Genomic DNA, 12,069 nt, shown 5'->3' with positions numbered 1-12,069 from the left:
TGGGAACGATCAAAACCTAAAGGCTACCCTCACTCAACAACCGATACCCCACCCCCGCTTCGGTGACGATGAACCGTGGCTGAGTCGGATCATCCGCCAGTTTCTGCCGCAGATGCCCCACCACGATCCGCAGATAGTGGCTGTCCTCGGTGTGGGTCGGGCCCCAGATGTCCTTGAGCAATTGCTGCTGGGTGATGACACGTCCCGGATGCCGCGCCAGTTGCGCCAGTACCGCATATTCCTTACGCGTCAGCGCCACTTCGGCGCCGTCCAATAGCACCCGGCGATAAGCCAGGTCGACGGTGAGCGGACCGAAACTGAGCGCCGCTTCCTGAGCCTCCCCCGTCGGCGCCTGACGCAGCAACGCGCGCACTCGGGCGAGAAATTCCTGGATGCCGAACGGCTTGGTCACGTAGTCGTTGGCACCGCCATCCAGAGCTTGGACTTTCTGTCCTTCGCTGGCGCGCACCGAGAGCACCAATACCGGCACCGTCGACCACTCGCGAAACTCGCGCAGCACTTGCTGACCGTCCATATCCGGCAGGCCGAGGTCGAGCACCAGCAGGTCGGGTTTGTTCAATGCGGCTTGGGCCAGGCCTTCCGTGCCGGTGCCGGCCTCCAGCACTTTGTAGCCTTGGGTAGCGAGGCTGATGCGTAGGAATTTGCGGATCTGCGGTTCGTCATCGATGACCAAAATGGTCGCGGTCTGGCTCATGAATTCATATCAACACAAAGAAGTGGCAAGAGAGTAGCGCAGGCGAGTTCAGGCTTCACTGTCCAATCCCGGTTGAGTCTGCAATGGCAAATGCAGTGTGATGCAAGTACCACGTCCTTCAATGCCATCGGTGACGCTGATCCGCCCGCCATGGGCACCGACCATGCCCTGACAGATCGCCAGCCCCAGCCCCGTGCCCTGCCCCCCGCGATCGCCGCGAGCGGCGGTGTAAAACATGTCGAAAATCTTCGCCCGCTCCTCCTCCGGAATCCCCGGCCCTTCATCGCTCACCGAAAAAAACAGCTCGCTGTCAGTGGCCCCGGCACGCAATTCAAGACGACCGCGGGGCGGTGAGAAACGCGCAGCGTTTTCCAGTACGTTGACCAGTGCTTGCTCGATCAACGCGGCATGTACATAGAGCAGCGGCAGTTCGGCCGGCACTTCGGTAATGACTTGCAACGACGCCAGCACCGCGCGCAGCCGGTTGAGCGAACTGCCAACGATGTCTGCCGGCGACACCCAATCCCGCGCCAGTTTCAAGGCGCCGTGACCGAGACGAGTCATGTCCAGCAGGTTTTGAATGTAACGATCCAGCCGTTCGGCTTCATCGCGGGTGCCTTCGAGCAGTTCGCGACGGTCCTCCAGCGGAATCGCCTCGCCAAGCGCCAACAGGCTGTCGATGCTGCCGCGCATGGACGTCAGCGGCGTGCGCAAATCGTGGGACACCGAGGCTAGCAACGCACTGCGCAACTGCTCGGTTTCGCCATGCAAGCGCGCGGCTTCAAGGTCATCGGCCAATTGCGCCCGGGCCAACGCCTGGGCCAGTGGTTGGCTCAGCGCAGTCAGCAAGCGCCGCCGCTGGCCGCTCAAGGTCTGACCTTCTTTGGCACACACGCCGAGCAGTGCCAGCGGCCCATCGTCCACCGACAACGGCCACCACCACCAGCGCCCGAACGGCAAAGTGCCGGTGCCCGCGCCGGCCGGTTGATCATGTTGCCAGGCCCAATCGGCGGCGGCGCGCTCGGCTTCGGAGAACTCCAGCGGCCCGCCGGTTTCGACTTTCCAGCCGCTCTGGCCATCGCGGTTGAGCAGGCATAGTTTCAGGTCGGCCCAGCCATTGAGGTGCTGCGCCGCAGCGCTGACCACTGCCTGACGGTCGGTGGCGGCGGTGAGTTTGCGCGACAGGTCGAGCAGTTCGCTGGTTTCTTCCTGGGTGTCGCGCAACGCCTGCAATTGCCGCCGTTGTCGCGCCGCCAGGTTGCCGGTAAGAGCCGCCATCAGCAGAAAGAACAGCAAGGTCAGCACGTCTTCTTCACGCTGAATACTGAAAGAGAAATTCGGCGGAATGAACAGAAAGTCATAGGTCAGAAATGACAGCGCCGCGCAGGCCAGTGCCGGGCCGAGGCTGCTGCGCACCGCCACCAGCAACACCGCCGCGAGGAACACCAGCGAAATGTTGGGCAGCGGCAAGAGGCTCGACACCGCCCAGGCCAGGGCACTGGCAAGCACCGTCGCCACCAGCGCCAACGCATAGTCGAACCAGACCAGCGACTGCACCGAGCGTTGACGCGGCTGATGCTGTTCTTCGTCACTGTCGAGCACGTTGATTTCCAGCCCGCGAGCATCGCGCAGCAAACGGGACGCCAGACCGCCGCCGAATAGCCGTCGACGCAAACGCTGACGCGACTGCCCCACCAGCACCAGGCTGGCACGACGTTCGGCGGCGTGCTGGATCAACGTTCTCGCCACCTCGCCGGCGCGCAGCAACACCACTTCGCCACCGAGACGTTCGGCCAGTTGCTGAGCGCTTTGCAAGCGCAGGCGCGATTGCTCGTCGCGCACACGGCCGTTGTCCACATGCACCAGGCTCCACGGCAGATGCCGCCGCTGGGCCACACGGCTGGCGTGACGCACCAGACGCTCGGCCTGAGCATCGCCATCGACGCCCACCAGCAAACGACCGCGCACGGCCGGCGCGGTATGCCCCAACTGGCGATACCCCTGGGCCAGATCGTTATCGACCTGAGCGGCTGCAGTTTGCATCGCCAGTTCGCGCAGGGCAGTGAGGTTGGTCTGGGTGAAAAACGCATCGATCGCCGCACGCGCCTGCTCCGGCACGTAGACTTTGCCGTCGCGCAAACGCTCCAACAGTTCGCGTGGCGGCAGGTCGATCAGCAGCAATTCATAGGCTTCTTGCAACACCCAGTCCGGCAGGGTTTCGCGCACCTGTACGCCGGTGATGCCGCGCACCTGATCGTTGAGACTTTCCAGATGCTGGACGTTGACCGTGGTGAACACGTCGATGCCGGCGGCCAGCAATTCCTGGATGTCTTGCCAGCGTTTGGCGTGACGACTGCCGGGGGCATTGCTGTGGGCGAGTTCGTCCACCAGCACCAGTTTCGGCTTGGCTTTGATCAGGCCGTCGAGGTCCATTTCTTCGAGCATCACGCCGCGGTATTCCGAGCGCACCAACGGCTGCTGCGGCAAGCCAGCCAGCAGCGCTTCGGTTTCGGCGCGACCGTGGGTTTCAACCACTCCGGCCATGACTTTCACGCCTTGGCGCAATTGAGTGTGGGCGGCTTGCAGCATGGCGTAGGTCTTGCCCACCCCTGGCGCTGCGCCAAGGAACACCTTGAGCCGGCCACGGCCATCGCGGGGCAGGTCTGCTAACAGCGCGTCGGCGCGGCCGGAGTCACTCATGCTTGAAGTTCTCTCTCATTCTGATTGATCGTTCCCACGCTCTGCGTGGGAATGCAGCCCGGGACGCTCCGCGTCCCATCCAGAAGCGGACGCAGAGCGTCCATTGATGCATTCCCACGCAGAGCGTGGGAACGATCATTTACTACAGTTTTTCCAACGCGATGTTCAATGCCAATACATTCACCACCGGCGGCCCCACCAACGGCTGCTCGATGTGCGCGTCCATCAGTTGCTCAAGCGTAGACACCGGCAGATTGCGCGCCGCCGCGACACGCGCCAGTTGATAGGCAATCGCCGCCGGTGGCAAGTGCGGATCGAGGCCGCTGCCGGAGGTGGTCAGCATGGCCAACGGCACCGGCCCCTGACCGGGTATCAACAGATTATTGGCCTCGTCGATAACCCGAGTGGCCAGCGCCGGATTACTCGGCGAAAGGTTGCTGGCGCTGCTCGACACGGTAGCAAAGGCACCGGCCGATGGCCGTGGGTGGAACCAGGCATCGCCGACGAAATTCTGGGCGATCAGCGACGAACCGCGGACCTTGCCGTCGGCGTCACGCATCAGGCTGCCATTGGCCTGGTCCGGGAAAGCGACCTGGGCGATGCCGGTGACCACCAAGGGGTAAGCGACGCCGGTGATCAGGGTCATCAGCATCAGCAGGCTCAGGGCCGGACGTATCAGTGTGGACATTTAAAAATCCTCGAATTCAGTGGAGACACACACATCACCTGTGGCGAGGGAGCTTGCTCCCGCTCGGCTGCGCAGCAGTCGTAAACCCGGCAAATGCAGTGTGCCTGAATACATACGGTGGACTGGTTTGGGGCCGCTTCGCAGCCCAGCGGGAGCAAGCTCCCTCGCCACAAAAAAGCCCCTACTCCAGCGACAGCCGTCAAACCAGATGCAACGCCGTCAGCAGCATATCGATCGCCTTGATGCCCACGAACGGCACCAGAATCCCGCCCAGTCCATAGATCAGCAGATTGCGCCGCAGCAACGCCGCCGCGCTCACCGCCTGCACCCGCACACCGCGCAGCGCCAGCGGAATCAGCACCACAATGATCAGGGCGTTGAACACAATCGCCGACAGAATCGCGCTCTGCGGACTGCTCAGGTGCATGACGTTGAGCACCCCCAGTTGCGGATAGATCGAGGCGAACAGCGCCGGCAAGATTGCGAAGTACTTGGCCACGTCGTTGGCGATGGAAAAGGTCGTCAGCGCTCCGCGGGTCACCAATAACTCCTTGCCGATCTGCACCACGTCCAACAGCTTGGTCGGATCACTGTCGAGATCGACCATGTTCGCCGCTTCCCGCGCCGCTTGTGTACCGTCGTTCATCGCCATGCCGACGTCCGCCTGAGCCAAGGCCGGGGCGTCGTTGGCGCCGTCGCCGCACATGGCGACCAGGCGACCGTCGTTCTGCTCGTGACGAATGCGCGCCAGTTTCTTTTCCGGCGTGGCTTCGGCCAGCACGTCATCCACGCCCGCTTCGGCAGCAATCGCCGCAGCGGTCAACGGGTTGTCGCCAGTGACCATGACCGTGCGAATCCCCAGCTTGCGCAGCTCGGCGAAACGCTCACGGATGCCAGGCTTGACTACGTCCTTGAGGTGGATGACACCGAGCAATTTGCCGTCCGCGCACACCAGCAACGGCGTGCCGCCGCTCTGAGCGATCTTGTCGATTTCCCGGGACAGAGGCGCAGCCAGATCGGCGCGTTTCAGGCCAACGAAGGTCAGCAGCGAATCCACCGCGCCTTTGCGATAGACCCGGCCCTGATAGTCGACGCCGGACAGGCGGGTTTCAGCGCTGAACGGCACAGCGGTCAATACGTCAGCGGATGGCTCAGGTTGCGGGTGAAGACCGCGCAGGTACTCGACGATGGATTTGCCTTCAGCGGTGTCATCGGCCAGGGAGGCGAACAACGCGCCTTCGGCCAGTTCCTTGGCGCTGACGCCAGGCGCGGCATAGACCGCGGAGCAACGACGGTTGCCGAAGGTGATGGTGCCGGTCTTGTCCAGCAGCAGGACGTGAACGTCCCCCGCCGCTTCCACGGCGCGACCGGATTTGGCGATCACATTCAGGCGCACCAGACGGTCCATCCCGGCGATACCGATGGCCGACAACAAACCGCCGATAGTGGTCGGAATCAGCGTGACCAATAACGCCACCAGAAACACCAGCGGCAGACTGCCATTGGCGAAGTGGGCGAACGGTTGCAGGGTCACCACCACCAGCAGGAAGATCAGGGTCAAGCCGATCAGCAGGATATCCAGCGCCACTTCGTTCGGAGTTTTCTGACGTTTGGCGCCTTCGACCAGCGCGATCATGCGGTCGAGAGTCGACTCGCCGGGGTTGGCGGTGATGCGCACCAACAGCCAATCAGAAACCAGTCGAGTGTTGCCGGTGACGGCCGAGCGGTCGCCGCCGGACTCACGAATCACGGGCGCCGATTCACCGGTAATCGCCGCTTCGTTGACCGCCGCGATACCTTCGATTACCTCGCCGTCACCGGGAATCATCTCCCCCGCATCGACGCGCACCACATCGTCCTTGCGCAGGCTGGTGGCCGGTACCACTTGAAAGCTGCCATTGGCGTTTTTGCGCCGGGCACTCAAGCCTTCACTGCCGGCCTTGAGGCTGTCGGCGCGGGCCTTGCCGCGACCTTCGGCCAGCGCTTCGGCGAAGTTAGCGAACAACACGGTAAACCACAGCCACAACGCGATTTGCGCGGCGACGAAAGTCGGCACGGCGTTGTCGGGAATGAAGCACAGCACAGTGGTCAGAATCGCGGTCAGTTCGACCACCAGCATCACCGGCGCGCGCTGCAATTGCCGTGGGTCGAGCTTGACGAACGCTTGCACCAGCGCTGGACGCCAGAGGGCCGAGATCGCGGTTTTCGGTTGTTCCGGCGCCTTGACGACGGCGGCTTTAGTTGCGGGCATATTCATCATCAGCTCCTCAGAAGCCTAAACTCAGATGTTCAGCAATCGGACCCAACGCCAGCGTCGGTAGGAACGTCAAACCACCCACCAGCAAAATGGTCACGGTCAACAGCGTTACGAACAGCGGGCCATGGGTCGGGAAGCTGTTCTGGCCGATCGGTGCGGTTTTCTTCATCGCCAGGCTGCCGGCCAGGGCCAGAACCGGGAGGATGTAACCGAAGCGCCCGATCAACATGCCCAGCCCCAGCATGAGGTTATGGAACGGGGTGTTAGCCCCGAAGCCACCAAACGCCGAACCGTTGTTGGCACTGGCCGAGGTATAGGCATAAAGCAACTGACTGAAACCGTGAGCACCGGGGTTACTCACCACCGCGACCGGGCCTGGCAGGCTGGCGGCAATCGCGCCGAGTACCAGCACACCCACCGGCATCACCAACAAGGTCACCACCAGCAACTGGACTTCCCGGGCTTGCAGTTTCTTGCCGAGGTATTCCGGAGTGCGGCCGATCATCAACCCGGCGAGGAACACCGCGATCAGCACGTTGAGCAGCATGCCGTAGAGCCCGGCTCCGACGCCGCCGAAGATCACTTCGCCAACCATCATGTTGATCATCGAGACCATGCCGCTCAGCGGGTTGAGGCTGTCGTGCATGCCATTGACCGAACCGTTCGAAGCCGCAGTGGTAGTCACCGACCACAGCACCGTGGCGGTGGTACCGAAACGCGCTTCCTTGCCTTCCAGCGGCGCGGTTTGTTCGACGGCGACGTTGACCAGGGTCGGATTGGGTTGGTATTCAGCCCACAGCGAGGTCGCGCCGCCGATCAAAAACAGCGCCAGCATGCAGGCGATGATCGCGCGGCTCTGACGCAGGTCTTTCACGTAATGGCCGAAGGTGAACACCAACGCCACCGGGATCAGAATGATCGAGGAGACTTCGAACAGGTTGCTCCAGGCTGTTGGGTTCTCGAATGGATGCGCCGAGTTGACGCCGAAGAAGCCACCGCCGTTGGTGCCCAGTTGTTTGATCGCGATCTGGCTGGCGGCCGGGCCGAGCGGGATTACTTGATCGACGCCCTGCATCGTCACGGCATTCACGTATTGAGCGAATGTTTGTGGCACGCCCTGCCAAACCAGAAACAGCGCCAGCAGCAGGCACAGCGGCAGCAAGCCATAGAGCGTGGCGCGGGTCATGTCGACCCAGAAGTTGCCCAGGGTCTTGGTGGATTTGCGACCGATGCCGCGACAAAGGGCGACCAATACGGCGAGGCCGGTGGCGGCGCTGACGAAGTTCTGCACGGTGAGGCCAACCATCTGGCTCAAGTAGCTGAGGGTCGCTTCGCCGCTGTAGGACTGCCAGTTGGTATTGGTCATGAAACTGACGGCGGTATTGAACGCTTGCGTCCACTCCTGACCTGGCAGGTGTTGCGGATTCAGCGGCAAGTGATCCTGAAACACCAGGATCGTAAACAGCAGCAAAAAACCCGCGAGGTTAAAGGCGAGCAAGGCCAGTGTGTATTTCTGCCAACTCTGTTCGACCTGCGGATCAACGCCGGCCACCCGATAGCAACCACGCTCCACCGGCCCGAGGATCGGCGAAAGCCAGGTGCGCTGCCCTTCCATCACCTTGTAGTAGAAGCGCCCCAAAAACGGTGCCGGGATCAGCACCACGGCGAAGAAGGCGAGGATCAGCCAATAGTCATAACTGTGCATAGCCGCTCCTAGTTCCGGTCCGCGCGCATCAGCGCAACCAACAGATAAATGAACAGCCCCACTGCCAATAGCAGTGACACCCCGTCCAGAACGCTCATGGAAGTTCTCCCTGTTACGGCGTATTGCCGCGTGTGCAGTGATTGTCTGCAGGGAGGCTGTAAAGGCGCGAGATCGAGGGAGGTGGCGGGGCATAAATAAAGCGTAAAGAGTGGGAAGTTTTGCGGTGGCAGGACCTGCCTCTTCGCGGGCAAGTCGGATCGCCGCACCGATCGCTCCTACAATGTCGGGAGCCCTACATTCCCTGTAGGAGCGAGGCTTGCCCGCGAAGACGGCATAACGACCGACAACGCTCCCAACTGGCGCACAAAAAACACTCATCCAGCCGCGAACATCCCCGATACGACAGCTTTCAGTGCTTTACGACGCCCACCTGCAAAATGGCATGCCCACTGCACACGCCCTCCCCCGAGCATTCCAAACCGTTCGGGGAGCAACGCATGAACACACAACTCAAACCCACGCTGGGCACGCTGCACTTGTGGGGCATCGCGGTCGGGCTGGTGATTTCCGGTGAGTACTTCGGCTGGAGTTATGGCTGGGGCGTTGCCGGGACACTGGGTTTTCTGGTGACCTCTTTTATGGTCGCCACCATGTACACCTGCTTCATCTTCAGTTTCACCGAGCTGACCACGGCGATTCCCCATGCTGGCGGTCCCTTCGCCTACAGCCGCCGCGCCTTTGGTGAAAAAGGTGGATTGATTGCCGGGCTGGCGACCCTGATCGAATTCGTCTTCGCCCCACCGGCGATTGCCCTGGCGATCGGCGCCTATCTGAATGTGCAATTTCCCGCCCTCGACCCGAAACACGCGGCGGTCGGCGCCTACATCGTGTTCATGGGTCTGAACATCCTCGGCGTGAAACTGGCCGCAACCTTCGAACTGGTGGTCTGCGTACTGGCGGTCGCCGAATTGCTGGTGTTCATGGGCGTGGTCGCCCCGGCGTTCAGCTTCAGTAACTTCGCCCTTAATGGCTGGGCCGGCTCTGATGTGTTTGGTGCACCGGCGATTGCCGGGATGTTCGCGGCCATTCCGTTTGCCATCTGGTTCTTCCTGGCCATTGAAGGTGCAGCCATGGCCGCCGAAGAAGCCAAGGACCCGAAACGCACGATTCCCAAAGCCTATATCAGCGGCATCCTGACCCTGGTGCTACTGGCGATGGGCGTGATGTTCTTTGCCGGCGGTGTCGGCGACTGGCGTACCCTGTCGAACATCAACGACCCGCTGCCACAAGCCATGAAAACCGTGGTCGGCGAAAGCTCCGGCTGGTTGCACATGCTGGTGTGGATCGGCCTGTTCGGCCTGGTGGCGAGTTTCCACGGGATCATCCTCGGCTACTCGCGGCAGTTCTTCGCCCTCGCCCGGGCCGGTTACCTGCCGGCATCCCTGGCCAAACTGTCGCGCTTCCAGACCCCGCACCGGGCGATCATCGCCGGTGGCGTAATCGGTATCGCGGCGATCTACAGCGACGGCTTGATCAACCTCGGCGGCATGACATTGACGGCGGCGATGATCACCATGGCGGTATTCGGCGCGATCGTGATGTACATCATGAGCATGCTCAGCCTGTTCAAACTGCGCAAAACCGAGCCGAACCTGGAACGCACTTTCCGCGCGCCCTGCTATCCATTGGTGCCGTTCATTGCGCTGGTGTTGGCCGTGATTTGCCTGGTGGCGATGGCCTGGTTCAACACCTTGATCGGGTTGATCTTCCTCGGCTTCATGGCGGTGGGCTTCGTGTATTTCATGCTGACGGCGCAATTGCGTGCCGATGCGCCGGCGGATGCGATGTTGACCGGACTTTGACTTCACACACCGCTTCCGTAGGAGCCCGGCTTGCCGGCGAAGGCTTTTTCATCGGCGCGGCATGATGTGAGGGGGGAATGTGCAAGTTTCGAAGACGTGGCGCAGATGAACGGGGCATAACAGGCCTAGAATGGAACCACTGCGAAATGCTTTCGCTCAAAAGTGGTATGCAGGATCGATCGGCGAACCCTCGCCCATCGGCCTGCTTTTAAGGAGAGCCGTTATGCCTTGGTATGCCTGGTTGATTCTGATCGTTGCCATCGGCTCGATCGTTGGCGGTTTGATGATGCTGCGCGACACCGCCAACAAGGTCGAGTTGACCGAAGAGCAACGCAAACGCGTCGCCGAACGCAATGCGGAAGCGGATGCCAAGGATGCGCAGGACCGCTGACCAAAAATTGTGGTGAGGGAGCTTGCCCCAATGCCTGTCAGTTAAGGTGCGGAACCCTGTAGGAGCGAGCTTGCTCGCGAAAGCGGAGTGTCAGGCGACATCAATTTCGGGTGGACGGCCGCCTTCGCGGGCAAGCCCGCTCCTACAGGAATTGCGCTTGCCCCCCCTCGCCACAAAAGCGGTTCTATTTCTCCCAATCCGCCTTGGCAATGTGCAAACCATGCAGCCCTTTGTAAGCCGCACGTTCCGGCTGGCTCCAGCCTTCAAGCAACGACGCCTCCAACCGATAAATCTCCACCCCCAGTGGGCGACACACGCTCAACGGATCCTGCGCATCCGGCCCCCACATGGCCAGCGACAGATCGCCACCCGGACAGGTTGACAGCGCGCACAGCAAATCAATCTCGGCAAAGAACTCCAGATAATCGCCCTGCTGCGCCGGACAGGCTTTCATGAAGTACATGTCGTCGTGGTTCAGGCCGGTGCACTGGAAAATGTTCAGCACATCATGCACGTCAAACTCGGTCAGGCCATGGGGCAACACGGCGCGAGTCAGATTCGAGTGGCAATGATGATGGAAGTCCTCGCCTGTCAGCATTTTGTTCACATACGGATCGCAGCGTGTCCCCAGCAAATCGTGCAAACGCCCGCCATGTTCGTCGATGCCATACCCGGCCAGACTGTCGTCGGTGATCGTCACCAGCGGTCGCAAGAACGGCAGGTTCGACCAGAGCCGGTCATGGGTGCTGACATGGGCGCCCTGTAATTGCCGGGTCCGTGCGGCCCACAAACGTTCGCGCGGGTCGTGAGCATTCCAGACATTGAAGTCCCCGACTTGCGGGCCGACCGGGGTCGTGACCCTGAACACATGCCCGGCCGGCACATTCCAGGCGCGGCCGGTGCGGATCGGCACTTCGAACTGTTCGATCAGCGTGCGCCCGGTCTTCTGGTCACGGATCTGTTCGTAAAAAGTTGTGTCCACCTGCAAGGCCGAGCCTTTGCTGACTTGATAGGCCGCCGGATAGTCTTTGTACATGGCACAAAATCCTCGATCAGTGATGGGAAGAAGGGACAAGCATTTGCAACAGGAGGTGTTCGGAGTCGTCGAGATAGAGGCTCATGGCGTCCCCGGCTGCGCGTTTGTCGCCGTCGGCCAGCAAGTCATGTATCTGCCGGTCACGCGCCAGCCAGGGCGCCTGAAAACGTGATTCATCAGGCGCGGTGCAAAACACCAGGCGCAGTTGCGCGACGACGTTGGTGAAGAACTCATCGAACAATGGACTGCGCAGCAATCCGACGATGTGTTGGTGAAATGCCAGGCTGTGGGTGCCGACCGCGCGCCAGTCCTCACGCTCCCGCGCCAGTTCGGCGGCCTCCAGGGCTTCGAGCATCCGGTCGGACTGATACTCACGTAATGGCTGACTGGCGCTGATGGCCTGCAGTTCAAGGGTGCGACGGACCTTGAACAGATCGCGCACATCATCAACCCCCAGCCTGCGCACCATCACGCCTTTGTTGCGGACATAACGAGTCAGCCCTTCCTGCCCCAGACGGTGCAACGCCTCGCGAATTGTGTTTCGCGAGGCGTTGTAGGCCGACACCAAATCGTTTTCCACCAGCGCCATGCCAGGTAGCAGGCGCCCGCCGATGATGTCAGCGCGTAACTCCAATGTGATGTGGTCGGCCAGGGACAGTCCGCTGCTCATACTCAACGCCTCATGATTGTTCAACAATCGTCAGCGAATGAGTAA

The 12,069-nt window shown here is 61.5% G+C and carries 10 protein-coding genes; 2 read left to right on the top strand and 8 right to left on the bottom strand.

Annotated elements, in window-relative coordinates; all coding sequences use genetic code 11:
* Positions 1 to 16: 16 nt before the first annotated feature.
* From CKW20_RS28260 to kdpF, 6 genes are all read right to left on the bottom strand, one after another.
* Positions 17 to 715 carry a response regulator gene (locus CKW20_RS28260; RefSeq protein ID WP_095055821.1) on the bottom strand — a complete coding sequence of 233 codons (699 nt, stop codon included), beginning with the start codon at positions 713 to 715 and terminating at the stop codon, positions 17 to 19.
* Between the two features lie 48 nt (positions 716 to 763).
* Positions 764 to 3,415, bottom strand: a complete 2,652-nt coding sequence (locus CKW20_RS28255) for a sensor histidine kinase KdpD (protein WP_095055820.1) — start codon at positions 3,413 to 3,415, stop codon at positions 764 to 766.
* Between the two features lie 142 nt (positions 3,416 to 3,557).
* Positions 3,558 to 4,103, bottom strand: coding sequence for a potassium-transporting ATPase subunit KdpC (gene kdpC, locus CKW20_RS28250; RefSeq protein ID WP_095055819.1), 546 nt, complete (start codon positions 4,101 to 4,103; stop codon positions 3,558 to 3,560).
* Between the two features lie 199 nt (positions 4,104 to 4,302).
* Positions 4,303 to 6,360, bottom strand: a complete 2,058-nt coding sequence (gene kdpB / locus CKW20_RS28245) for a potassium-transporting ATPase subunit KdpB (RefSeq protein WP_095055818.1) — start codon at positions 6,358 to 6,360, stop codon at positions 4,303 to 4,305.
* A gap of 10 nt (positions 6,361 to 6,370) precedes the next feature.
* Positions 6,371 to 8,065, bottom strand: coding sequence for a potassium-transporting ATPase subunit KdpA (gene kdpA / locus CKW20_RS28240; RefSeq protein ID WP_095055817.1), 1,695 nt, complete (start codon positions 8,063 to 8,065; stop codon positions 6,371 to 6,373).
* A gap of 8 nt (positions 8,066 to 8,073) precedes the next feature.
* Positions 8,074 to 8,163, bottom strand: coding sequence for a K(+)-transporting ATPase subunit F (gene kdpF / locus CKW20_RS28235; protein WP_095055816.1), 90 nt, complete (start codon positions 8,161 to 8,163; stop codon positions 8,074 to 8,076).
* 399 nt (positions 8,164 to 8,562) lie between these two features.
* Here kdpF and eat point away from each other — a divergent pair, with 399 nt between their 5' ends.
* Both eat and CKW20_RS28225 read left to right on the top strand, forming a co-directional pair.
* Complete coding sequence (eat, locus tag CKW20_RS28230; RefSeq protein WP_095055815.1) at positions 8,563 to 9,927, top strand: ethanolamine permease; 1,365 nt, start codon at positions 8,563 to 8,565, stop codon at positions 9,925 to 9,927.
* 223 nt (positions 9,928 to 10,150) lie between these two features.
* Positions 10,151 to 10,318 (top strand): DUF2897 family protein, encoded by a 168-nt coding sequence (locus CKW20_RS28225; protein WP_008006000.1) that lies wholly within the window; start codon positions 10,151 to 10,153, stop codon positions 10,316 to 10,318.
* Between the two features lie 184 nt (positions 10,319 to 10,502).
* Here CKW20_RS28225 and CKW20_RS28220 read toward each other — a convergent pair whose 3' ends face one another.
* Together CKW20_RS28220 and CKW20_RS28215 are read right to left on the bottom strand one after the other, a co-directional pair.
* Complete coding sequence (locus CKW20_RS28220; RefSeq protein ID WP_095055814.1) at positions 10,503 to 11,354, bottom strand: DUF1989 domain-containing protein; 852 nt, start codon at positions 11,352 to 11,354, stop codon at positions 10,503 to 10,505.
* Positions 11,355 to 11,370: 16 nt separating this feature from the next.
* Positions 11,371 to 12,024, bottom strand: coding sequence for a GntR family transcriptional regulator (locus CKW20_RS28215; protein ID WP_095055813.1), 654 nt, complete (start codon positions 12,022 to 12,024; stop codon positions 11,371 to 11,373).
* Positions 12,025 to 12,069: the final 45 nt, after the last annotated feature.

Source organism: Pseudomonas sp. Irchel s3b2 (assembly GCF_900187445.1).
GTDB lineage: Bacteria > Pseudomonadota > Gammaproteobacteria > Pseudomonadales > Pseudomonadaceae > Aquipseudomonas.
Note: the sequence above shows the minus strand (reverse complement) of the source record. Positions and strands in the feature narration are given on the sequence as shown.

What these genes read in the sequence shown, in the direction of transcription:
- CKW20_RS28225 (WP_008006000.1), top strand. Translation starts at nt 10,151, where the DNA reads ATGCCTTGGTATGCCTGGTTGATTCTGATCGTTGCCATCGGCTCGATC.
- CKW20_RS28260 (WP_095055821.1), bottom strand. Translation starts at nt 715, where the DNA reads ATGAGCCAGACCGCGACCATTTTGGTCATCGATGACGAACCGCAGATC.
- kdpA (WP_095055817.1), bottom strand. Translation starts at nt 8,065, where the DNA reads ATGCACAGTTATGACTATTGGCTGATCCTCGCCTTCTTCGCCGTGGTG.
- eat (WP_095055815.1), top strand. Translation starts at nt 8,563, where the DNA reads ATGAACACACAACTCAAACCCACGCTGGGCACGCTGCACTTGTGGGGC.
- kdpF (WP_095055816.1), bottom strand. Translation starts at nt 8,163, where the DNA reads ATGAGCGTTCTGGACGGGGTGTCACTGCTATTGGCAGTGGGGCTGTTC.
- CKW20_RS28220 (WP_095055814.1), bottom strand. Translation starts at nt 11,354, where the DNA reads ATGTACAAAGACTATCCGGCGGCCTATCAAGTCAGCAAAGGCTCGGCC.
- kdpB (WP_095055818.1), bottom strand. Translation starts at nt 6,360, where the DNA reads ATGAATATGCCCGCAACTAAAGCCGCCGTCGTCAAGGCGCCGGAACAA.
- CKW20_RS28255 (WP_095055820.1), bottom strand. Translation starts at nt 3,415, where the DNA reads ATGAGTGACTCCGGCCGCGCCGACGCGCTGTTAGCAGACCTGCCCCGC.
- CKW20_RS28215 (WP_095055813.1), bottom strand. Translation starts at nt 12,024, where the DNA reads ATGAGCAGCGGACTGTCCCTGGCCGACCACATCACATTGGAGTTACGC.
- kdpC (WP_095055819.1), bottom strand. Translation starts at nt 4,103, where the DNA reads ATGTCCACACTGATACGTCCGGCCCTGAGCCTGCTGATGCTGATGACC.